The organism is Amycolatopsis sp. NPDC102389, assembly GCF_044765885.1.
Classification (GTDB): Bacteria; Actinomycetota; Actinomycetes; order Mycobacteriales; family Pseudonocardiaceae; genus Amycolatopsis.
The window spans coordinates 1-22206 of the sequence record NZ_JBIWKX010000051.1; the positions used below are offsets into that span (position 1 = coordinate 1).

Annotated in this window: 18 protein-coding genes and 1 pseudogene; 9 read left to right on the forward strand and 10 right to left on the reverse strand. The window is 65.9% G+C overall.

Annotation, left to right across the window (positions count from 1 at the left end; translation table 11 throughout):
* Positions 1-487 precede the first annotated feature (487 nt).
* The 4 genes from ACIRGA_RS31775 to ACIRGA_RS31790 all read right to left on the reverse strand — a co-directional run bounded on the left by ACIRGA_RS31775 (position 488) and on the right by ACIRGA_RS31790 (position 7592).
* Positions 488-4471: a TIGR02680 family protein gene (locus ACIRGA_RS31775; protein ID WP_400947968.1), complete on the reverse strand. Its 3984-nt coding sequence runs from the start codon at positions 4469-4471 to the stop codon at positions 488-490.
* Positions 4468-5688 carry a TIGR02678 family protein gene (locus ACIRGA_RS31780; protein WP_400947970.1) on the reverse strand — a complete coding sequence of 407 codons (1221 nt, stop codon included), beginning with the start codon at positions 5686-5688 and terminating at the stop codon, positions 4468-4470. The genes ACIRGA_RS31775 and ACIRGA_RS31780 overlap by 4 nt, the downstream gene beginning before the upstream one ends.
* Positions 5685-7178, reverse strand: coding sequence for a TIGR02677 family protein (locus ACIRGA_RS31785; RefSeq protein WP_400947975.1), 1494 nt, complete (start codon positions 7176-7178; stop codon positions 5685-5687). Before ACIRGA_RS31785 ends, ACIRGA_RS31780 begins: the two co-directional genes overlap by 4 nt.
* 87 nt (positions 7179-7265) lie before the next feature.
* The gene (locus ACIRGA_RS31790; protein ID WP_400947977.1) at positions 7266-7592 is read right to left on the reverse strand and encodes a hypothetical protein; all 327 of its coding nucleotides are present in this window, start codon (positions 7590-7592) and stop codon (positions 7266-7268) included.
* A 108-nt stretch (positions 7593-7700) separates the two neighbouring features.
* On the opposite strand from ACIRGA_RS31790, the gene msrA reads away from it, so the two are divergent.
* Both msrA and ACIRGA_RS31800 read left to right on the forward strand, forming a co-directional pair.
* Positions 7701-8195 carry a peptide-methionine (S)-S-oxide reductase MsrA gene (gene msrA / locus ACIRGA_RS31795; RefSeq protein ID WP_400947979.1) on the forward strand — a complete coding sequence of 165 codons (495 nt, stop codon included), beginning with the start codon at positions 7701-7703 and terminating at the stop codon, positions 8193-8195.
* On the forward strand, positions 8174-8644 hold the full coding sequence (locus tag ACIRGA_RS31800) for a molybdenum cofactor biosysynthesis protein (RefSeq protein ID WP_400947981.1): 471 nt from the start codon (positions 8174-8176) through the stop codon (positions 8642-8644). The genes msrA and ACIRGA_RS31800 overlap by 22 nt, the downstream gene beginning before the upstream one ends.
* Here ACIRGA_RS31800 and ACIRGA_RS31805 read toward each other — a convergent pair.
* Both ACIRGA_RS31805 and ACIRGA_RS31810 read right to left on the reverse strand, forming a co-directional pair.
* Positions 8615-9787, reverse strand: a complete 1173-nt coding sequence (locus ACIRGA_RS31805; protein WP_400947983.1) for a plasmid pRiA4b ORF-3 family protein — start codon at positions 9785-9787, stop codon at positions 8615-8617. The genes ACIRGA_RS31800 and ACIRGA_RS31805 overlap by 30 nt on opposite strands.
* A gap of 116 nt (positions 9788-9903) precedes the next feature.
* Positions 9904-10482: a TetR/AcrR family transcriptional regulator gene (locus ACIRGA_RS31810; RefSeq protein ID WP_400947985.1), complete on the reverse strand. Its 579-nt coding sequence runs from the start codon at positions 10480-10482 to the stop codon at positions 9904-9906.
* Positions 10483-10560: 78 nt separating this feature from the next.
* Here ACIRGA_RS31810 and ACIRGA_RS31815 point away from each other — a divergent pair, with 78 nt between their 5' ends.
* The 5 genes and pseudogenes from ACIRGA_RS31815 to ACIRGA_RS31835 all read left to right on the forward strand — a co-directional run bounded on the left by ACIRGA_RS31815 (position 10561) and on the right by ACIRGA_RS31835 (position 12875).
* Positions 10561-10947 carry a cupin gene (locus ACIRGA_RS31815; protein ID WP_400947988.1) on the forward strand — a complete coding sequence of 129 codons (387 nt, stop codon included), beginning with the start codon at positions 10561-10563 and terminating at the stop codon, positions 10945-10947.
* Positions 10948-11110: 163 nt separating this feature from the next.
* Positions 11111-11284, forward strand: coding sequence for a hypothetical protein (locus ACIRGA_RS31820; RefSeq protein ID WP_400947990.1), 174 nt, complete (start codon positions 11111-11113; stop codon positions 11282-11284).
* 33 nt (positions 11285-11317) lie between these two features.
* A complete protein-coding gene (locus tag ACIRGA_RS31825) occupies positions 11318-11500 on the forward strand; it encodes a hypothetical protein (protein ID WP_400947992.1) in 183 nt (60 codons plus the stop codon).
* Between the two features lie 438 nt (positions 11501-11938).
* Positions 11939-12425 (forward strand): annotated as a pseudogene (locus tag ACIRGA_RS31830) (DUF6973 domain-containing protein).
* A gap of 15 nt (positions 12426-12440) precedes the next feature.
* On the forward strand, positions 12441-12875 hold the full coding sequence (locus tag ACIRGA_RS31835) for a hypothetical protein (RefSeq protein WP_400947994.1): 435 nt from the start codon (positions 12441-12443) through the stop codon (positions 12873-12875).
* A 16-nt stretch (positions 12876-12891) separates the two neighbouring features.
* Here ACIRGA_RS31835 and ACIRGA_RS31840 read toward each other — a convergent pair whose 3' ends face one another.
* The gene (locus tag ACIRGA_RS31840; RefSeq protein WP_400947996.1) at positions 12892-14562 is read right to left on the reverse strand and encodes a DNA/RNA helicase domain-containing protein; all 1671 of its coding nucleotides are present in this window, start codon (positions 14560-14562) and stop codon (positions 12892-12894) included.
* Between the two features lie 12 nt (positions 14563-14574).
* Between ACIRGA_RS31840 and ACIRGA_RS31845 the strand changes: the two genes are divergently transcribed.
* Together ACIRGA_RS31845 and ACIRGA_RS31850 are read left to right on the forward strand one after the other, a co-directional pair.
* A complete protein-coding gene (locus ACIRGA_RS31845) occupies positions 14575-14760 on the forward strand; it encodes a hypothetical protein (protein WP_400947999.1) in 186 nt (61 codons plus the stop codon).
* 540 nt (positions 14761-15300) lie between these two features.
* On the forward strand, positions 15301-16956 hold the full coding sequence (locus ACIRGA_RS31850) for a DUF2075 domain-containing protein (protein WP_400948002.1): 1656 nt from the start codon (positions 15301-15303) through the stop codon (positions 16954-16956).
* Positions 16957-17035: 79 nt separating this feature from the next.
* Here ACIRGA_RS31850 and ACIRGA_RS31855 read toward each other — a convergent pair whose 3' ends face one another.
* Genes ACIRGA_RS31855 through ACIRGA_RS31865 form a run of 3 tightly spaced genes read right to left on the reverse strand, consistent with a single transcriptional unit; the run spans position 17036 to position 22198 of the window.
* Entirely contained in the window at positions 17036-18196 is a 1161-nt protein-coding gene (locus tag ACIRGA_RS31855; RefSeq protein ID WP_400948004.1) for a DUF3322 domain-containing protein, read from the reverse strand.
* A 4-nt stretch (positions 18197-18200) separates the two neighbouring features.
* Positions 18201-21593 (reverse strand): ATP-binding protein, encoded by a 3393-nt coding sequence (locus ACIRGA_RS31860; protein ID WP_400948006.1) that lies wholly within the window; start codon positions 21591-21593, stop codon positions 18201-18203.
* Positions 21593-22198 (reverse strand): DUF4194 domain-containing protein, encoded by a 606-nt coding sequence (locus ACIRGA_RS31865; RefSeq protein ID WP_400948009.1) that lies wholly within the window; start codon positions 22196-22198, stop codon positions 21593-21595. The genes ACIRGA_RS31860 and ACIRGA_RS31865 overlap by 1 nt, the downstream gene beginning before the upstream one ends.
* Between the last annotated feature and the right edge of the window lie 8 nt (positions 22199-22206).

A 22206-nucleotide genomic window follows, 5' to 3' on the forward strand; every position in this document is an offset into this window, starting at 1 on the left:
AGATTCGCGGCATCGTTCACCGCTGCCAGCACCTCGGGATCGGTGAGGCTTTCCAGAAGCGCCACAGGCGCGGAATGAGTATCCACCCCACGAACCTACGGCCCGCCACCGACAATTCCTGGCCCGTAGGCACCGCAACGCATTACCGATTTTCGGTAATGAGGTCTCGGTGGGGATTTGTCGGGTGCAAGTCTTGGATGCGTCGCCGAATTTCGGCAACGAGGCTCCGACGGTCGCCTGTTGCCCAGGAGAGCCTGACGCCCTCGCCGTTTTTCGGTAACTCGGCGGTCCACTGTCGACTATGGCCACCACGTGACGTCGCCGAATTTCGACAACAAGGCGTCGACAGACGACTGTCGCTCAGGAAGCCCGCCGATTTCCGGCAACGAGACCTCGACGAAAGACGCAGGCCAAGGCCGCCCGCCTGGCGTCGCCGTTTTTCGGCAATGACACCAGTCCGTCCAGAAAGGACACAACCAACGACGCCCTAATGCCCCGCAGGCTGAAGATCGTGGCCGTTCCAGGTGAACCGCGCCGTGGTGACCGCGTCGTCGCCGTCGCCGCCGGTGATGAGCTGGTGGATCCCGACGCCGCCGAGTTCGGCGTAGGTGCACCATTCGTGGTCCGACGTCAGCATCAGGTCGAGGTCGAGCGCGGACAGCAGGCCGAACACCTGCCCCCGGTTGGTGGTGTCGACGCCGACGAACACCTCGTCGAGCAGGATCACCCTCGGCGCCTCGGGGGCGGCCTGGTAGTGCGCGGCGACGGCGGCGAACAGCGGCAGGTGCAGCGCGATCGCCTTCTCCCCACCGGAAAGCGCGCCGTGCAGCTTCTTGGTCAGCAGCTGCCAGCCCGCCCCGTTCGCGCGGTCCACCTTGACTACGAACCGGTGCCACGACGTGTAATCGAAGACCTGCGCGAGCTGCTGCTCCCAGCTGGTCGCCGTGTCGTCCGCCTTCGCCTGCTCGACGCGCTCACGGAAGAACCTGTGCAGTGACACGCGATCTTCGGCGGTCAGCTGATCCGGATCCTTCAGCAGCAGATCCCGCGCGGTCTTGGTGCCCGGTGGCAGATCCGGGGAGACCTGCCAGACCAGCCGGACGGCGACCCTCGACGCGGTCCGCACGCGTTCCAGCCGCGCGTTCATGCCGTCGACGAGGTCGTTGGCCTGCCGGATGCGGGCCGCGAGATGACGGCGGGTGTCGCCGGTCAGCGTCTTGTCGAACAGATCGCTCTCGCGGTCGGTGATCTCGTGCCTGCTCTGTTCCGCTTCGGCGTAAAGGATCTTCAGCAGTTCGGCCGCGCCGACCCGCAGCCCGTCGACGACGGCGGTGAAGATCTGGACGTCCTCATCGGTCTCCAGATCGAGTTCCGCGCGCGAGCTGAGCGTGTTCCGGCAGGTGTGCACGGCTTCGGAGAGCCGGTGCAGCGCCTCGCCGAGGTTGCTCGGCGCGTGCGGCACGGACGGCCACGCCGCGGCCACCAGCCGGGCCGTGTCGAGCGCCGCCCGGACACTTTCGGAGGCGGACAGGGTGGCCTGGAACTTCGGCAGGTCTTCGATTCCGCCGTCCGCGGGGAAGATCCCGGTGGCGAGCTTCCGGAACCGGAGCGCGGCGGCGTCCTGCTTCCCGGCGGCGTCCTCACGGGCTCGCGCGTCGGTCGTCCGCCGGACGCCGAGCGCGCCCAGCGACACCGCGAGCTCCTTGGCGTCGGCGTTCGCGGCGCGGAGTTCGCCCGAGAGTTCACGCAGTTTCGTGCGCAGGCCGTCGATTTCGGCGAGCACCTCGCGCTGGCCGCTGCCCGCGGTCCCGTCGATCGCTTCGAGCATCGCGGTGAGCTTGGTGCGTTCGGCCTCAGCTTCGGAAGCCTCGTCCTCGCGCCGGGCCGCGTTCGCCTCCGACCGGTCGGCCTGTTCGGCGCACAGCTCGGCCCGCTGAGTCGCGGTGAGCAGATTCCCGTGCTCGTACAGCCAGTTCTCGCCCTGGTCCGAGTAGGTGCGCAGGGCCGTGGCGAGCGAGGCCAGCGCCGCGCGTTCGGTCGGCAGCCCGCTCTCCGAAGCCTGGGCGGTCAGCGCGTGGAGCGCGGTCTTGGCCTCGATCTCCAGCGCGGCGACGATGGTTTCCCGATGCCGGACGGCGGCGTCGGCGGCGGTCAGCTCGGCCTCGGCCGCGGTCAATTCCCCTGTCGCGGCAAGGAGATCGTCGTGACCGGGCCGGGCGGCGCGTTCGATCTTGATCAGCTCGCGCCTGCCGCGCAGCCCGGCCAGTTCGCCTTCCAGCTCGGCGATGGTCTTCTCACGGAGGGAGATCTCGTCCCTCAGTCCGGCGATCCGGCGCTCCCTGGCGCGCGAGCGGGCGGAACCACCGATGTACGCCGGAGCGTCCTTCGACCAGCTGCCCGACAGGCTGCCCATCCGCCAGCCGCCGTCCGCGCCGACCGCGGCCGGCCCTGCGGGAAGCGTGTCGTCGAAGGCGATCACTTCCAGGATCCGGCGGATCTTCGCCGGGGAAAGCTCCGCGTCGAGCTCCGGCACGAGGACGTCGGCGAGCGAACGGCCGGAGGCCACTGGCAGCGTCCCGGCCTCCGCGAGCACGTCGTGTCCTTCGACGACGCCGTGGGAGTTCACCCAGGCGTCCAGCAGACCGGCGCCTTCGAGCGCGGCCTCGATCCCCGCGTGCGTGCTTTCCGGGACAGAGCCGGCGAAATCGACCAGCCGCCACAGCGGCGCGCCGCTCATCTCGGTCCGGTCCGCGGTGCGGGTGCGCGGCGGCTCGGGCGCGAGGACGTCCTTCGTTTCGAGCAAGCCCGCCTCGACGAGGAGCTCGTCGTGCTCGGCGCGCACGGTGGCCAGCGTGGCACCGATCGCCGCCTCCCGCCGGATGATGTCTTCGAGCACGGTCTCGGCGACGGCGCTGAGCCTGCCCAGCAGCGAGACCTCCGCCTCGGCGTCCCGCACGACCGCTTCCACGTCGGGGAACCGCAGCTCACGGCAGCCGATCGCCCATTCGGCGAGCCGGGTGCGCAGATCGCTCAGCGCGAGTTCCCGCGTCGCCGTCGTGAGATCCACCCGCTCCTGCAGGGCCGAGAAATCCGATCGCGCGCGGTCCAGGTCCGCCTCGGCCTGGTGACGCCGTCCGACGGCGCGTTCGTGCTTGTCCAGCGCCAAGCCGAGCGCTTCGACCTGGTCGCGCTTGCCGCGGACGGCGGCCTGCAGCAGCGGCCGGAGCCGGGCCGGTTCGTCCAGTCCGGCGACGAGTTCGTCGTGCACCCCGGCCAGGTTCGCGCGGGTCGCGGCGGCGCGGACCTCGGTCTCCAGCGAGCGCACGAGGTCGGCCTGTCGTTTCGCGACCTGCTTCGCCTTCCGCGAGCGCTCCTCGTCGGCGTCCGCCTCGGCACGGAGCCGATCCGCGTCCGCCCGCAGCGCCTCGGCCTTTTCGCGCGCGGACAGGGTCCGTTGCCGCAGCTTGTCGAGCTCCTGGCCCTTGCGGTACGACTCGGATTCGGTCAGCCCGGAGAGCCGGGCTTCGGCCTCTTCGACGTCCTTCTCGAGCTTCGCCGCCCGTTCCTCGGCGGCCTCCTTCTTCGCGGCGACCTCGTCGTGCTCCTCGGCCGAACGGCGGGCGGCCGCGGCGAGTCCGTCGAGTTCGGTGGTCGCGTTGATGAGGTTCGCGGCGCCCGCGCGCAGCACACGCTGGGCGTAGGTCTTCTGCCGCGCGGCGAGCGCACGGGTCGCGTCGACCTCGGTCTCCAACGAGCCCAGCCGTTCGCGTTGCGCGTCGAGCCGTTCGAAACCCTCGGCGAGATCCGCGATCTCCTGCTGCCCCAACGGCGGAAGCGCGCGGGAGAGCAGGTTGGACAGCAGGCTCGGGTCGAGCCGCTGCGAGAGTTTGGGCATCCGCAGCTGGAGCAGGGCGGTGATCAGCGCGTCGTACCGCTGCTCGCTCAAGGTGGGGAACAGTTTCGCGCGGATCTCGGCGCGGTACTCGGCCGCGCCGTCGTGCACCGTGCCGTGTTCGCCGAGGGCCTCTTCCAGCGCGTTCTTGGTCAGCGGCTGACCCGCCTCGTTGACCAGCGCCACGCCGTCGCCCACACGCAGATCGGTGGTGAAGAAGTCGGCGTGCACCGTGCTGGTGTGCGTGCTGGCCTGCAGCCGAGCCCCGCAGGTGAACCACTTCTCGCCCGCCATACCGAATTCGAGCCAGACGTACCCGACGCGCGTGGCGCCGGAAGCGCCTTCGCCCATGAGGTTCCAGTGCATGCTGCGTTCGCTGGTGCCGAAGGTCGACAACCGGTTGGCGCGCAGGCTCGCGTCGAACAGGAACGGCAGCAGCAGCTCCAGCGCCTTGGACTTCCCGCTCCCGTTGGGGCCGCGCAACAGCAGGCGCCCGTCGTGGAACTCGAAGATCTCGTCGTAGTAGCGCCAGATGTTGAGAATGCCCGCACGGGAGGGAATCCACCTCGTCACGGTCACGGCGCCTCCTCGGTGCGGTCGGTGTACCTCGCGGCGGCCGGGAGCGGCCGGACGAGTTCGGCTTCGGTGCGGATCAGGCCGAAGCCGGTCAGCACGGCGAGCGCGTCGACGGTCAGCCGCCGCACACCGTCCTTGCCCCGGTAGGTCTTGGCCCAGCGCGGGAAGCGTTTCAGCAGTTTGGCGGTGGCCTTCTGCAGGTAATCGGTGGTGCGCGGCTCGTCGAGCGCGTCGAGCAGCAGGAGCGCGGCGACCTTGGCGTTGCTGCCGTCGTCCGGGAACCTCTCGTCGGTGGCCAGCCCGTCGACGTCGACGAGCAGCACGCCCTCCGCGCGTTCTTCGAGGACGAAACCGCCCTGCTCCGCGGCTCGCCGTAGCAACTGGCGTCCGGTCGGCGTGCCGAGGTACGCGCGCTCTTCCGCGGTCAGTTCGGCGAAGTACAGCACCGGATCGTCGACCAGACGGCGGAACACGGTGTGCCGCAGCCACAGGTTCCGCTGCACGTCGGACGCGCTCGGCGTGTCCTCGTGGCGGCCCGACGAAAGGCCGTAGCGCTGCTCGTGCGACACCGCCTCCAGCAGTTCCTCGAACCGCAACGCGACGTCGTCGGCGGGCACGGCCAGCTGCGACGGCCCGACCGGCGCGGCGAGCAGCCGCAGCAAAAGGGTCGCGTCGACCCGGAACAGCACCTTCGCGGCTGGATCATCCACAAAGGACTCCGGATCGCCGTCCGCGGCTTCGAGGACGGCGTAGGACTCCAGCAGTTTGAGGACGTCGACGAACGCGAGACGCTCCGCCCGGACCGCGCCGTCGAAGGTCGTGACGAGATCGTCGGCGGCGCTCGCCTGCGCGACGCGGCCGGCGAGGAGTCCGATGGTCGTCACCGGCACGGTCAGCAGTTCGGCCGCCACCACGCACAGCAGGACGTAGCGGCGACGGTCGAACGCCGCGCGCCCGGACCGCAACCGCCGCGCCGGGCGGGTGGGGTCGGCGGACGCGCGGACCTTGACCAGCCGGGCGTAGCCGAGCCGGGGTTCGACGGTGAGCGTCCAGCCGCAGTAGTAGTCGAACCACTGCCGGATGGGTTCGCGGCGGCGCCGGATGAGGTCGAAGGTCTCGGGGGAGCCGCGTTCGCCGATCAGCGGAGTGGCCAGCAGGGCCCGGATCCCGCGCGCGACCTCTTCGCGTTCCGCGATGACCAGTTGGTTCGTGAGGCTCACGCACCGCCTCCGGCCGTACTGATCTCGATCTCGTAGTCGGGGCCCCGGAAGACGCCGCGCGTGGTGGTCAAACGGGCGGCCGCGCCGTTCCGTGGCGGCCGCAGGATGATCTCGATCTGGCCGTCGGACGTCGTGCTCCGCCGGGTGCCCTCCGCGCCGGGAGGCCTGCCCAGCGCCTGTCCCAGCAGGTCCAGCAGCCGCTCGAAAACGCTGTGGTCCAGCTTCTCGAACGCCGAAAGCCGCACGACGCCGCCGGTGTCGAGCATGTTCCACGCCGCTTCGAGTTCGGCGCGTTCCGCGATCGCCTGCTGGACCCGTGCCGCCCGGATCGCGGTGACGTCGCGGACCCGCCCGGTCCTGGTGAACCGCTCGGTGCGGCCCGCCGAGCGCAGCAGTTCCGACACCTCGACCGGCGGCGCGTCGAGCCACGAGGCCGTCGTGCTGACCACTTCCGGGTCCGCGTGGGCGAGGTGCGCGTGCCGCGCCGAGCTCAGCCCGAACATCGTGGACCACAGGCGATGCAGGTCCTCCTGCGCCGGGACGACGGTGAACCACCGCGCCAGCTCACGGAAATCGGCGACCGCGCTGCTCGCGCGCCGCCGTGACTCGGTGATCCGGTCGAGGACCTGGAGAAGCGTGATGATCGCCCGCCGCGCGAGGTTGTGAAGGTCCTCGACCCGCGGCGTCGCGCCGTCTTCAGGCAGGAACCAGGCGCGAAGCCCGTCCCAGCGCGCCTTGCGGACGTCGAGCCAGCGCTGATCGGGGTTCCGAAGTGTCGCCCCGTTGAGCGCCCGCCGATGCACGCGCTCGATGCCGTGGTCGTCGATCTCCTTGATGCGGGTGGCGATGGTGTGCGTGTGATGTTCGAGGTCGTTCAGGAACTCCTGCAGATACGCGACCGTGGCCGCTTTGACCTCGTGAAACGTCGCCAGGTCGGCTTCCGCGTGCAGCAGACGCTGGAGGTCGCCGTTGAAGCGCTTCGTGTTGTCGCGGAACGCTTCGAGGTGGCTCTCGACTTCGGCGAGCGTGCTGAACACGCGCTTGTCGGTGCCGTCTTCGAGCTGCTTCGCGAGCTCGCCGAGCCGCTCACCCAGCGCTTCGAGCGTCGCGGTCTGGAGCGCCCCGCTCGCGTTGAGCACCTCACTCGCGCGGACCACACCCGCGTACGCCGCTTCACCCTGCCGGGTCAGCGCGTACTTGAGATTGCGGCGCTCGTACTCGGACGCGGTCCGGTAGTCGCCCGCGTGGCTCTGGACGACGTCGAGGTGGCCCTGGCCCTTGAGCTGGTCCAGCGCTTTGACGAGGTCTTCGTCGTCGAGCGTCTCCAGCCAGCCGACTTCGCGCAGCCTCGTGCGGACGTCGTCGATCCCGAGCGCCGTCTCGAGCCGCTCGTTCGCCTCACCGAAGGCGTGCAGGATCGCCAGGGGGAGCCCGGATCTGCTCCCGTCGCTGAAACGGAACAGCTCGGGCGGTACACGGAACGGATCCATGCGTCCTCCGGCGGATGGTGCGTGGAGGTACACGTTAGGGGGTCACCCAGGCGAGTTCGAACGGCCCATCATTTTCACGCAGAGTGCTCACGTCGTGAACATCTCGAGGCGCACCGTGGTCCCTTCGACGGTGACCTTGCGGTAGACATGGCGACCCTCCACGAGCCGGTCGTCCTCCCTGACCCCGGGCGCGAAGTTCGACGCCTCGAGCAGCTTGGGCACGTCCTCCGCCGGAAGGGTGAGGACGACGACGTACCTCGAGTCGATGCCGCGGTCGTACTTCGTCTCCAGCACCTTGCCGCTCGCGGGCATGGAGATCCCGCCGAACCGGAAGGCGTCTTCGGGCGTCGGGCTCGGTGGGGCCGTCGCACAGCCGGCGAGAAGGAGGGCCAGGACCGCGAGCAGGGTTTTCACCTAGCGTGAGACGCACGGCGGACGTAAGCGTTCCGTCACACTTGGACGGGGATGACAGGGGCGGTGCGACACGTTGTACTGGGTGTCAACGACCGAAGGAGATCTACAGTGACGGAAAAGGCTGTTCTCGCGGGCGGCTGCTTCTGGGGCATGCAGGACCTGTTCCGCCGGCACCCCGGGGTCGTCTCCACCAGGGTCGGCTACACCGGCGGCGACGTGCCGAACGCGACCTACCGCAACCACGGCTCCCACGCCGAAGGCATCGAGATCGTCTTCGACCCGGCGCAGCTCACGTACCGGCAGATCCTGGAGTTCTTCTTCCAGATCCACGATCCGACGACGCGCAACCGCCAGGGCAACGACATCGGCACCAGCTACCGGTCGGCGATCTACTACACCGACGACAAGCAGAAGCAGGTCGCCGAACAGACAATCGCGGACGTCGACGCCTCCGGCAAGTGGCCGGGCAAGGTCGTCACCGAGGTGACCCAGGCCGGTGACTTCTGGGAGGCCGAGCCGGAGCACCAGGACTACCTGGAGCGCATCCCGAACGGCTACACCTGCCACTACGTGCGGCCGGAATGGCAACTCGGCGAGCGCTGATCGTCGCGCTGCACGTCTCCGCGGTGCATGCGTACGAGGGCCGTCCCTCTGACGGCCCTCGTCCTGATCCAGTGCCGGTCTCGCGCGACCACGTCGAGGTGCGCGCGGGACTGGGGCTGGTCGGGGACCGGTACTTCAACCACCCCGCGCATCGTTCCGCCGCGGTCACGCTGTTCTCCGCCTCCGTGCCGGGCGATCCGCTGCTTGCCCGGCGGAACATCGTGCTCTCTGGCTTCGACGTGGACGCTTTGCCGCGGGGGTCTGTTGTCACGCTGGACTCGGGCGATGGCCCCGTGCGGTTCGAGGTCCACCGGCCCGCGAATCCGTGCGCTTGGATGGAGGTCGTCTACCCGTCGGGCACTTTCCGTGCCTTGCGGGGCCGCGGCGGGAAGCGCTGCGTGCCGCTGGACGACGGCGTCCTACGCGTTGGGCCGGTAGAGATCCGCTAGGCCATTGGCCAGGGCGAGGTCCTGGTTGGCTTCGTCGAGGTCGAAGTGTTCCGGATCGAATTGGCCCGGGTCGTCGAGACCGAGCCAGCCGACGACGTCCTGGTGTTCCGGGTGTCCGGGATCGCCGAGGATCTGGATCATCCGGGCATACCCTCCGGTGCCGCCGACGTCCTCCGGCGGGCACGCCGCTTCGCCCGCGATGCAGCGCGGGTAGCGCCCATCGGCCGTGGCGACCGTGGCTTCCTCGACGAGGATCTCGTGGTCCCAGTTGTCGCCGAAGTCGTAGTTGTACAAAAGGCGGCCGCCTGGCTTCACGAGGTCGTCCAGCCGCACCTTGCGTTCGTCGCGGTACTGAAGCTCGGGCTCGGCTTCGCCGTAGTAGGTCTTCCCGTCGAGGAAGTAGTGCAGGTGGTAGTTCTCCCAACCCATCGCGGCCTGGATGACGAGGTGCAACCGGTCGAGCGGAATGGCCGCCGGAACCAGCACCCGCCGCCACACCGGGAGACTCTCGATTTCCAACAGGGTGATCTTCACCTGGTAGACCGGATCGCCGGCCTCCGGCTCGCCCAAGAGCCGTCGCATACCAGATCGGCCGAGCTCGGTCAGCTCGGCTGATTCGTCCCGGAGGGTCACGGCCCCCAATTGCCGAAGGGCCTCGAGCACGCTCTTGGTATCGCGATCGGTGGCGCTGCGCAAAGTCTCGAGCTGGAGTTCGTTGAGATCTTCCAACACATAAGGCGCGCTTACGATGTCCCAGACCAGCGCGCACAAGTTCGCGATCGTGACAGCACCGTCCGCACCGTACAACGCCGCCAACGCGGCGCGGCTGCCGTGCGCGAACTCCGGGCGCAGCAGTGACTCGCCGAATCCCGAGTGCAGGAACGCCTCGCCCAGGTTCTCGAACCCGGTGAACAACGCGAGCCACAGTTTCTTTGGGTCCTTGAGAAGCGCCTGGTTCTTCTTCACCGGAACCAGCCGTTGCCCGGTCTTGCGAACCAGCCCCGCCGCCTTGGCGCACTCCACGACGAGCATCAGGTTGAGGAGACGCTCGCTCGACCTGGTCCGGTACACGTGGCTGCCGATGTTTTTTTCGAGCACGTCACCGGTCTTCAACAACGGCACCAGTGCTTTGGCGTCAGCCAAGGTGAGACGCCCGGTCTGGTGAGTTTCCGCCCCGCGCCCACCCATTCGGTGAACGCGCGCACCTGCTCGACCAGTTCGGACTTCACCGCGAGATCCATGCCACCCCTTTTTCAGTCTTAGTCATTTAGCCGGCACAGGTCGCTCAAACCCGCTTTGATCTGTTCAGGCGTCATGCTTCGTCGCTGGTAGACGTATTGTGCCGCCGCCAGTGGCGCGAGCAGCGCGTCGGCCCTGAAATGCGCGTCGGCGTCCGGCTCGATTTCGCTGATCAGCGCGACCAGGTGACTGTGGTGCAGCCGGTACGCACCGGTCACGAATCGCGCCATCGGCGTCTCCGTCTCCGCGACCATGAGCAACTCGCCATGCGTCTCGAGCCTGTCGACATACGCGTCCATGAACGCCTTCAGCCTGTGGGATGCGGGTGCCCCCGGCCCGAGCGGCGGCGGCCCGCTGATGAACGCCTCCTGGAACTCGCGCTCGTTCTCGTCGAGCAGCGCCTGTGCCAACGCCCCCTTGTCCGGAAACCGCCGATACACGGTCCCGATCCCGACACCGGCCTCGACCGCGACCTCGTCCAACGCGAGCCCGTCGATCCCTTTGGCCGCAACGAGCCTGGCCGCCGCGTGGACGATCTTCTGCCGGTTGCGAGCCGCGTCCGCCCGCTCTGGAGTCCCGGCTCCTGCGATGGGAAGCACCCGGCCAGCCTAACCGGTGGACAAGTGGAACTTTCTCCAGTTAACTAAGTGGAGAAACTTCCACTTAAGGAGATCTGGATGTCCGTCGAACACTTCACGAGCGATGATGCTTCGACCTGGTTCCAGCGGCTCGACCAGCGGATCTTCCTGGCCGACGTCGTCGCGCAAGACAGCGGCGCGGAGATGTCCGTCGGTTTCGCCCGCTACAGCAAGGGGGAGAAGAACCCCTGGAAGATGACCTACGACGAGGCCCTCGTCATCACCTCCGGCACTTTCACCGTCGAAGGTCCCTCGGGCTCGGTGACGGCTCGGGCCGGCGAGGTCATTTACCTACGGGCCGGGACCGAGCTCGTCTACGTGGCCGACGAGGACACGGAGCTGGTCTATGTCACCTATCCGCATTGGCTGGCCGCCACGGAGTCTTCGGCCGAAGCCCATCGCCTCGACGACTTCCACGAGGCCTAAGGCGCGATCTCGGCGGCTTGAACCTCCCAAACGGGACAAGTAGCCTCGAACCGAGGGGAGGGGGTTTATGACGGGGTTCGAAGCTGATCCGAAAGCCTTGCGCGCCGCGGCCGATTAGGCCGAACGAGTCGCGGGAATCGTTCGGGAGCTGGATCTGGAGCGGGTGGCGGCGCTTTCCGGCACATTGCCCGGAACGGAGTCGGCGAAGACCGCCGCCGAGCTGGGGCCACATTGGGAGAACTCCATCGGTGTATGGGCGAAGGGGGTGGATTCCTACGCGGCATCGCTGACCACGGCCGCGACCGCGTACCGGGTTCGAGATGACTCCGGTGAGTAGGAATTCGACGGGATCAGGCAGATCGGTGACCACTTGGCCGCGCAGAACCGTCAGGTGCTCGGCTTGCAGGACGAGATCGACGGCGCCAAGCCCGCCGGGTGGGCCGGGGAGGCAGCGGACGCGGCGGCTGAGAATCTTCGTGCCCGATGCCAGGAACTCGAAGATCTCGCGGCGCGATTGTCCGCGGCTGTGAAGATCATCGATGACACTGAGTAGGCGGTGCGCGATTTGGTGCGCAGTGTCGAGACGACCGAGGATTTCGCCGCCAAGAACGGTTTCCGGATCGACAACGGCAAAGTCGTCGAGACCGAAAACGCCGGCGGGTTTCTCTCCAGCGTGCTGGTGCAGGTCGAGGTGGAAGCCATTCTGACCCGCGCCGGCCAGATCGACACCGAATTGAATTCCGTGCTCAAGCGCATCCTCGCCGGCGAGATCGGTGACGCCGGCGCGACGACGCTGGCTGCGGCCGCCGCGGCAGGCGAAGACCGCATCGCCGACGAACAGCGGCATCGCGATCTCCTGGCGAAATACCAGGTCAAAACAGACGGCACGACAGTGTGGCCGAGCGGCTTGACCGGCTGGCTCGCGGAACGGGCGGGTTTCTCGAAAGAGAAGATCACCCAGTCCGAAGCCAAGTTGCTCGACGATCTGCAAATGCGCAAGGGCTTGCTCGGGCTCAAGGAATTCGCCGACATCCGGCAGGACGCCCTGCACGTCGCCGAAGGAAAGTTCGAGGGCAAAGGCCTGACCGACGGCCACGCCGACGCGTTCCGCCACGCTTATTGGAACGCGATGATGACGCAGCGGTACGGAGAAGAATGGGCGCGACTTTGCCACCGCGCACGAGCGGAATCCGAGCAGTCACCACGTCCCGGTGGCCACGGACCTGCACAGCAACGAAGTCGGCCGCGCGATCGCACGAGCCAACCCGGACGCCAGCCCCGAGCAGATGGCGAACCTGATCGAACAAGCCGTCAAGGACGGCAAAATGGTGGTCATCGACAAGAACGACACCCTGGTATCGTCCAACGAATCGCCTCCTGGCGAGACCCGCGAAACCAAGAACAAGCCTTGGCCCACGGACAATCCGGGGCACGATGACGACCACGGCGACCCGTCGGCGACTCCGGACCAATACTGACCCATGCGCTTGATAGTGACTCTGCTCGTCCTGCTCGCCCTCGTGGTGGGCTGCGGCACGAGCACCCCAGGAGTGACAGTGGAATTCGACGAAGGTCTCGAGAAGACGATCGGCGATCTCGCCAGGACAGGTGGCTCGCGGCCGCTCAAGGAACTGGCGCCCGGCGACTGGACGTCGGTACAGGTCCTCACCGGCCCCGCTTCAGGTGCGCGAATTGAACGCGAACTCGGCAGGCCCGTCACCATCGAGGGCGATGGCACCCACAGTGGCGACTATGTCCAGGACGGCAATCTGCTGGTGTTCGACCGCGACGGCGCGACCACGCGGATGGTCAGCCTCGGCACTCTCGCCGCTCTCGGCGAGGGGAAGTACCGAGCGGACGTTGTCCTGCGAGCGCAGGGTGGCGCCATCACGATGACGGACCCTGACGGCCGTCCCGCAGGCGGCTGATCAGAGCGCCAGAGGGCTATTGGGTCATCTCTTCCAAGAACGCTTGGGTCTCGGGGTCGGTCGAATAGACGGCGGTGCCGCGCATCCCGCGGGTGAGCAGGACCTTGTAGGTGTTCTTGATCAGCGCGCCGAAATGCAGTTCGTCGGCTCGTTTCACGGCACTGTCCTCGGAGTTCTGGCGCTGGGGAATCCACATACCGTCGCGACGAACGAGATCGGAGCCGAAGATGACCCCGGACCAGTCGTACTCGAAGCCCTGAGCGGTGTAGATGCAGCCCACCTGCCCGAAGCCGCGTTCGTCCGTGGCCCAGTAGTTGGATTCCGGGACACCAGCCACAGCTTTGTTCCGTTCCGACTTCGCGTTCCACGGACGCTGCCAACCACCGATCTTGACGTCGTCGACCAGCGCACGGCCGTCCGGAGTCATCACCGGGTCGCTCCACGGCCAGCAGAAGCCGGCGGCGAGCCGGGGCACTCCGCCGTGCAGTTCCTTTTGGTGCAGCACCCATGATTCCAAAGCTTGCGGCGATGCGGCACTCGACACCGTGATCCCCGCGTCCAGCGGGCCTGCGAGCTTGCTCCACGGGACTGGCGGTTCGACATTCGGCCCTAAGCCCAGCAGGCGGGCGACCCAGGTGTCGTAGGAGACCGAACCGCCACAGCGCAACTGGTCGTGCAGCCGGACGACCTCCACCTTGCAGCCGAGTGACTCGGCCGCTGCGGAGATTTCGCGCAGTGAGCCCATCTCGCCGGGTCGCACGATCTGGTTCTCGTCGAGAAGGAACACCGGTACGGTGGCAACGTTGATCAGTTCGTCGATTTGGCGACCAGCGCGATCGCGCTGCTCCTTCTTCGTGTACTGCGTGACGCCCTTCTCGCGAATGCGGTGTGCTTCGTCGCAGATCAGGACATCGAGCTCGCGCGGCTGACAGCCGACGTAAGTGTTGAAATACTTGAACAAGCCCTGTACGCGTGTACTTCCACGGCCGGCGTATTTCCGCATTGTCTGCGTGAAGGACTTGGAGCCGGTCGCGTGGTGGACGGCAAGGCCGCGGCGAGCCAAATCGCCAAGGAGACTCAAGGCGATCACACTTTTGCCTGATCCAGGACCACCCTCGACGATGACGACAGTACGAGTCTGGGCGGCGCGAGAACGCTCGACCGCCTGCATCACCAACTCGTAGGCGACCTTTTGCTCGTCCAGCAGGACGAACTGCTCGCGGTCCCTGATCTCCGCAGCCGCGAGCGCCAGCAAGGGTTTGGTCGGACGGTGTTCGAAGCCGAGGAGTTCGTCGCCCGCGGCGAGGTTGCTTCCTCGCTCCGCGGATTTGTCGAGTGCCGCGTTGAAAGCCTGCCGGAGGTCGGCCTTGTCGTCCATCGTGAACAGTCGCCCGTATTCGGTGACCTTGTACTGGAGGAGGCCGTCGATATCGGCGCGGCGGGCATTGTGCAGGTACGCGATCCCGTGGACTGCCTGGGGGCGCTCGGCGAGCGCCGGAGTGTGGTCCACGAAGTACTGGCAGTACCCGCGCACTTGTTCTACCGGGTGGAGGTGCAGGCCGGGAAGGCCGGGGATGTCGAGTACCTGGGCAAGGTGGACTTCGGCCTTCGACCATTGCTTGAGCTCGACGAATACGAACGAGCTCTCCCCGGTGCGGGGGTGCGTTCCGGACAGGATGACGTCCACACGTTGCCTGCTGTGGGGAAGCTGGTGCTCGAGGAGGACTTCGACGTCTTCGAGTCCAGCATCGACCAGGTCGCTCAGCAGGACTGGAAGGCTCTTCTGCCAGGAGACGACCTCACCGGTCCCAGCCCGGGTACCGAGCACGTATCCGGACTGTTCGCGCAGCCTCTGATGAAGGCTGCCTGCCCGAGCCTCGACTAGCAGGTCGGCTGCTCGACCGCGTGCAAGTGCCACCTCGTCCCCTCCCCAGGGCGTGCGTCATCGACGTACGGATGGGGGACAACAACGAGATGACTCGGTGTCCGTCGGACCGTTGCCGTCCAGGTTAGTGGATCGCCGTCTGCGCCGTGGTTCACCGGTTCGGTGGCGGTTCGGTTACAGGTGGTTCGTCCGACGAGTCAGGTGTCACCTTCACCCCCGGTTCGTGTTCGAGTTGTAGCTCACTAGTGTTACCTCGCACGCTGAACTCTGACTAAGAGTGACTATGCGACGTGAGCCTCGGGGGAGGATGTTTTGCCGGTAAGGAAGACCGCTGCCGAGTTGCGGGTGGCGTTGGGTGATGAAGGTTTCATAGCGAAGCTCGCTATACATGCGAGGGTTGATTACAGCGCTTCGAGAAGGAACGGTGAAGTCGGTTCGTGGCGGCGCAGCCTCCCGGTCCTCGCGGAGACTCTTTGTGCCATCGGGCTGGGTCATGTCGAGGTGCTTCTCGAGTATCGGCTCCCCTTCAGTCCTAAGCGAGTGGACGCGATTCTGTGCGGTGTGCATCCGGAGACGGAGGAACCGTCGTATGTGCTGGTGGAATTGAAGCAATGGCGACGCATGGAGTTGGTGGGCGAGGGGCTGGTCAAGACGTCGGATGCTGCTGCGCAGCCCGTCTTGCATCCGTCCGAACAGGTCCGGCGCTACTGCCGCCAGCTCCTTGACTTCACGCCTCGATTCGCGCGTGCACCGCGATTGGTGAAGGGAATCGCCTACCTGCACGACGCCGTCTACGATCCGGCCTGGCAAATGGACAAGACCCGTGTCGATGGTTTGGGGGAGCTCTTCGCGGCTGACACGCAGAAGGACCTGGCCGGGTTCCTCTGTTCTCTTCTTGACACTGACGCTGGTTCGGCCGCTGGTGCGCGTGAGGCGGCGGTGGACCTTCTCGCTGCTCGGCACACCCCGGCTCGGAACCTGTTGACGACGGCCGCCAGCACCTTTGAGAAACGTGAAGAGTTCATCCTTCTCGACGAACAACAGGTGGCCTATGAATCGGTAATGGGGGCCCTTGAAAAAGTGGACTCCAAGGGTTCCTCTGAGGCCAAGAAAAAGGTGGTCGTCGTCAGTGGCGGTCCGGGTTCAGGAAAGAGTGCGATAGCGATAACCCTTCTCGCCGCCCTCGCTCGTCGTAACAGGCGGGTCCTGCATGCGACAGGCTCGAAGGCGTTTACGGAGACGCTGCGAGCGACCGTTGCCGGCGATGAGCGTCTCGACGAGATGTTCAAGTATTTCAATCAATTCGGCTCGAAGCGCGAGAACTCGTTGGACGTGTTGCTCTGCGATGAAGCCCATCGTGTCCGTGGACTTCCCGATCGTGTGCGAGGGAGGTTCCGCGGCCAGATCGATGAGCTCATCGACGTGGCCAAGGTTCCCGTTTTCCTGCTCGACGAGCATCAGGTCGTGCGTCCCGGCGAAGTCGGTACCAGGGAATACATAACTGACATTGTGAACCTCAAGGGGTATGAGGTTCTCGACATCCGCCTCGACGGGCAGTTTCGGTGTGGTGGGTCGGACAAGTTCGACGAATGGGTCAGGCGCCTCTTGCGTCTGAGCCCCGAGCGCCCGATCGTCTGGTCCGAGCTGGTTGCGGGAAGTGATGACGAGTACGTGGTCGATGCGGCGGAGTCGCCTCAAGAACTTGAGGCATGGCTCCTCCAGCAGGCGGACCTTCGTGGTGGGAATGCGAGGATGACGGCAGGGTTCTGCTGGGACTGGAGTCAGCCCGTCGAGGTCGATGGCACTCGTCGTCTGGTCGATGACGTGAAGATCGGTGGATGGTCGCGTCCGTGGAACGCCAGGCCGGAGGCGCCCGTTCCAGGTGTTCCGTCGTCGTCGTTGTGGGCCTCCGACCCACGTGGTTTCGGGCAAGTCGGTTGTATCTACAGTGCCCAGGGTTTCGAATACGACTGGGCAGGCGTGATCTTTGGTGATGACTTGATTATTCGTGAGCGCGATTGGGTCTCGGACAGCGGTTCTTCGAAAGATGATCGGGTGAATACGGCCAAGGATGCAGATTTCGACCGGTTGGTGCGGAACACGTACAAAGTGTTGATGACCCGGGGCATGCAGGGAGTCTGTCTTTACTCGAAGGATCCGGCGACGAACCAGATACTTCGAAAGTTCGCACGTTAAGCACTCGTGACGGTCGAACCATGGTCGCCCGAGTCGATCCGCTCGTCCGGTGGCGGATCGGAGGCCGCTTGTCTGTCGCTCAGTGGTACCGGCGGGAAGCCTCTTGGATGGCCGTGTACGAGATGCGTTCTTGCTCGAGTCGCACGGCCTTGCCCAGGAGGTCCTCCACGAGGTCGGTGTAGAGACTTGCCTCGTCCGGGAGAAGTGCTTCGAGATGTTCGCCGGTGGGGTTGGGCTCACTGACCCATTGTCCCTCATGGTTGAGGAGGGTGGCCCGGTCCATGAGCATGGACCGGGTGCCGTCGAACGATCGGCGCACCCTGTTCAGGATCGCGAAGCCGTGTGTATCGATGTCACCCCAGTAGACGAGGTTCTTGCAGGTCAGCCATTCGAGGGGTTGCAGCCGGGATGCCGCGTACCCTTCGCCGAAGATCACGATCGCGTTCTCGACGGGCGGGAACGCCAGATAGGTGATTTCGTTCTCTACGACGAACACCGTGTGTTCGACTGGCGGCGCCGCGGCCAGTTCCGCCGCCCGGACGGCCAGCTCGCTGAAGCCGTGAGGTTCGGACAAGCGGCGGAAGCGTACGTAAGCGGGTTTCTTCCGGAAGTGGTACCGGCCGGCGAAGTCCGATGTGGGGCAGGTGTGATCGATGCGGTGTTCCGGGAGCAAGCAGTCGAGCAAAGCGGCCAGAACGGTGCGGTATCGCTCGATGAACTTGGTATCGACGCCCGGCACGTCGATCTGCCGGAGGTACATATCAGGACGCGCATGGGTCTCGATCCACAGGGCCGTGTCCACCAGCTGCTGCCACTCGCTCCGGTATCTGAGCGCTTCCATCGGCTTGGCGGACATCCAGTCGGCGATGGCAGGGGTGCGGGACCGGGTCGCTTCCAGGAGGGTGGTGAACGTTCGTACCTCCGGCCACACATCAAGGAAAGCCCACAGTTGTTCGTAGGAGTCGACCCATACCCTGCCCGGGATCTCGTTCGTTCCGGCGGCACGCCCGCCGACCTTCTTCATCTCGATCCGAAGATGCCGGAGCCGATGCCATTGCTCGACCCAGGCACGGGCGCGGTCGAAGTGTTCGGCTGTGTCTTGCGCGCTCGGCCCCCGTAACCCGATCGCCAGGGGTTCCCACCTGGTTCCGCCGGCGAACTGAGCCAGCAACTCGCCGCGATCCCAGCGTCGTCGCAGCTTGCCCAGAACATCACTCGGAACGGTCCAATCGGACGGCACTGAGTCACGCGCCCTGATCGGCTGTGGTGCCAAGAGAGTGCGCGAGCTGCCGTTGCCGGTACTCCTCGATGGTGAGGGTCTGCAACCGCGAGCTGTGGCCGGTCTTGTTGTCAACGAACCCGACGGCGGCGACGTAGGGCTCGATGACATGGATCTTCTGCAACGGCGTCACGATCAGCAGTTGCAGGCCCAGACGCCGGAACAGGCCGAGCGCGAACCGGGTCGACTCGTCGGAACCACGGCCGAACGCCTCGTCGATCACCACGAACCGGAACGTCTTCGACTTGCTTACCCCCCAGTCGAGCTTGAACTGGTACGCCAGCGACGCGGCGAGGATCGTATAGGCGAGCTTTTCCTTCTGGCCGCCGGACTTGCCGCCCGAGTCGGTGTAGTTCTCGTGCTCGGTGTCATCGGCGCGCCACCGCTCGGAGGCGGAAAAGGTGAACCAGTTGCGCACGTCGGTGACGCGACGGGTCCACTGCCGGTCCGGTTCGGTTTGGCCCTCACGCCCACGAAACCGCTCGATCAGTGACTTAACCTGCAGGAACTTCTGCTCCGAGTACTGGTCCGACGTGTCATTGCCGAGCGATCCGCTGGTGCACTCACGGAGATCTTTCCGGAAGTCGCGGATTTCGACGTTCACGGTGGGATGAGGCTCAAGCCGGATGAAGCGGCCGGGGTTGTAGTCGATGTCGACCAGTGAGTCGTTGATCGTCTCGATCCGCTGCTTGATCAGCTCGGCTTGCTTGGTCAGCTGCGAGTGGAATCCCGCGATGTCCCGGATTGTGTTGGTATTGAGGTAGGTCTTGAACTCGGATTCGAACCTGGGCAGGTCGTCGGAGGCGATCCGGTCGTGCAGAGCGCGGTATTCGCCGGCGGACTGCACCGAGTTGTCGAAATCCTCGGTTTCCAGCGGATACGCTTTGCGGAAGTCTCCCATTTTTCCGACAATTCGGGCCGCGACCTTGTTCTGTTTGCCGGTGAGCCGGTCGACCTCCGAGGTGATTTCGTCGTTCACTTCGACGCGGCACGCGTCGCAGGCTTCCGGAGTGGCAAGGCTTCGGGATCCGACACGATCTCGCACGAGAGTGAACGACGTTCTCGCGGGCTCGGCTGCCGGTTCTTCCAGGGTGGCGTTCGTGTCCTGTAGTTGTTTCTCCGCGGTTTCGCGCCTGCCACCGAGATTTCCCAGTTCCTTCTGCGCCTTGCCCTCGGTCTCTTCCACCACCTTGATCCGTGCCCCGACGGCCTCCAGTTCGGTGGTCAGCCGTTTGAGTTCGTCCGACTGCTGTTCCAGACGGCGCTTCTCGCCGGTGAGTTCGCTGATGCGGTTGACCGAGGTCTGCCAGTCGATCTCGGCGAACCCGCTGAATTGGGCCAGCATGGTCAGCGTGGTGGCGAGCCTGCCCTTGGCGCTGAGTTCGTCCTTGACCTTTTCGGTCCGGGTGTTGAGGCCGCGCAGCTGAACGCTGAGCTGGTTGGCCTGGTCGAGCAGCGCGTCAGTCTTGGACTGATTGTCCCAGCCCAGCACGTAGTGACGGCGATCGTCGATTCTGCGGGCGTCGTCCTTCTCGTGTCTGCCTCGGCTGCTCTTGATCTGCCCGGCCTGGGTGATCGCCTTCGTGGCTCGGCGGAATTCGGCCATGGTGTCCACGCACTCGTAGTCGGCGCGGTGGGCCAGTTCACGATCAAGCCAGGCTGCAAAGGGTGAGTCCTTGATCTCCAGCTTGGTGGACAAGGACCGCTCCGACAACGGCGGCGAGGGAGTATGGCCCAGCCGCTCGGGCACCCGGTAATAGACGAGCTTGATGCCGAGATGCCGTTCGTTGATCCACTCGGAAACGGCGTCGTAATGCTCGCTCGAAACCAGCATCGACAACCCGAAGCTGTGCAACAGCCGCTCGGCGGCGCCTTCCCAGGTGGCGCAGTCGGAGCGGACCTGGATCAGTTCGCCGGCGAACGGCAGCTCGGCGGAGTCGACCCGCAGCGCGGCACACAGTGCGTCCCGCAGGTCCAGGCTGCGCTTGGGAATGTTGCTGCGACGCTCCCGCAAGCTCAGCAACTCCGTGTTGAGCTCTGCGGCTTCCGCATCGAGCTCGCGACGCTCGACCGTGAGATCTGTGAGCCGGTTCTGCAGCTCGGCTTGTTCCTCGTCGAGAGAACCCTGCTTTTCGGCGACCGCGCGCTGCCGGGCGGCGAATTGTGCCGGGTCGGCGGCTGCAGGCAGGCCGGCAGTGTCCAGAAGCGCGTGGTATCGGTCGCTTTGTCCCTTGCGCCGGTGACGTTCTTTCTCCTCCGTGACGATTTCGGCTTCGAGCCGGCTGATCCGGTCGCCGCCACAACCGGCGCGTTGGATTTCGAGATCCCGCTCCTTGCGGCGCAGCCCTTCCAGGTCGGTCTTCGCCTCCGCGAGGTTTGTTTCCTGCTCGCTGATGAGCTCGGTGAGCGTAGCCAATCGCTCGTTCAGCAGTGTCGCCTTGCGGTCGGCGCAGAAGAACCTCAAAGCGTCACGCGCGGCTTTGCCCCCTGTGATCCGAGCGCCGAGCTCGTCGTAGGCGTCGCATTCGGTGAGCAGCGGATCGAGCAGGGTGAGCTGGGTGCGTGCCTTGAGTACCGCTTCGTGTGCCTTGGTCAGATCTTCGAAGTGTTCCACCAGCCGGTTCGTCCAGTCTGCGGCGTCGAATGGTTCCAACATGTGGGAGCGGACGAAATCGTTCAGATTGCCGACTGACTTCATCGACACGGTCTGGTGGAACAACTCCATCGCCTGCTCGGACTCGATGCCGAGGCGGCGGCAGAAATCCTTGCTGTAGGCGGGGAAGCGGTCGTGAACGCGCACCTCCTGCTTGCGCAGCCTGCGTTTGAGCGCCGCGATGTCCCCGCCGAAGCCGGCGAAGTCGTCCGCGATCGTCAGGGCGCGGTCGGCGGTCGCGTAGAACCGGTCAGGCTGGCCGACGGACGCGTCCCTGAACCAGAACACCTGCGCCAAGGTGACCGTCGAGTCATAGCCGGTGTTGGTGAAAGAACCGAGGATGACCGAGAACGAGCGACGATCCCGCAATCCGACCGGCCGCGACGCGCCGGTCGCCTCGTTGCGCTCGGACTTGTAGTAGCCGAGGACGTACGAGCGAAGATGCCGCTCTTTAGCCTCGGCTCCCGCCGCCTTGTTGTAGGAGATGCGGTGCGCGGGCAGCAGCAACGTGGTGATCGCGTCGACCATCGTGGACTTGCCGGACCCGATGTCGCCGGTCAGCAGACTGTTGCGGCCGTCGGGGTGGAACGTCCACACCCGCTGGTCGAAGGTGCCCCAGTTGTAGACCTCCAGCCGCTCCAGCCGGTAACCGGCGAGCTCTCCCTTCTCGGTGTCGAGCTCGGCCGCGCTGAACAAGCCGCTCATCAGCCGTCGTCCTCCCCGCTCTTGAGCTGCGCGGCGTACTCGGCGAGCCGTTGGTCGAACTCGGCCAGCCACTGACCGTCCACGAACGCCTTGAGAATGCGCCGAACCTCGTACGTGGCCTCTTGTCCGGTGATTCGTCGTAGGAAGCCGAGCTCGACGATCTTGGTGAGCTGGGTGTCGATCTGGTCGACCAGCCGGGCCTCGTTGCTGCTCTCTGGCAGGAACATCCGCACCATCTCCACCAGCTGATCGCGGGTGAGGATCAGCCGGGTCTCCGCGCCGGACGCGTCGGACTCAGCCAGCTTCTTCCGCAGCAGGGCCAGCAGGAGGCTTACGTGGAAAGACAAGGCCCGGCGCGGGATCAGCCGGGGCAGCTTCCCGTCTTCCTCGTCGTTCTCGGGCTTCGAACGCAAGAAGGCGTAACCCTCGGCCTCGTCGACGACCACTGTCAGGCCCAGCACCCCGACGTAGTCACGTACCTGCGCCTGCAGTGGAAGCAGGTGGCGCCACACCTTCTCCTGGCTGTCGGCGTAGACCACCCCCTTCATCAGATGCGTGACGACCAACGGCAGGTCGAGCTCGTCTCGGCGTAGTGACGTGGACACGGTGCCAT

Bases quoted from the DNA above. Each gene is read 5' to 3' on its own strand.
- ACIRGA_RS31785 (WP_400947975.1), bottom strand. From the start codon at position 7,178: ATGGATCCGTTCCGTGTACCGCCCGAGCTGTTCCGTTTCAGCGACGGG.
- ACIRGA_RS31800 (WP_400947981.1), top strand. From the start codon at position 8,174: ATGGCAACTCGGCGAGCGCTGATCGTCGCGCTGCACGTCTCCGCGGTG.
- ACIRGA_RS31860 (WP_400948006.1), bottom strand. From the start codon at position 21,593: ATGAGCGGCTTGTTCAGCGCGGCCGAGCTCGACACCGAGAAGGGAGAG.
- ACIRGA_RS31815 (WP_400947988.1), top strand. From the start codon at position 10,561: ATGTCCGTCGAACACTTCACGAGCGATGATGCTTCGACCTGGTTCCAG.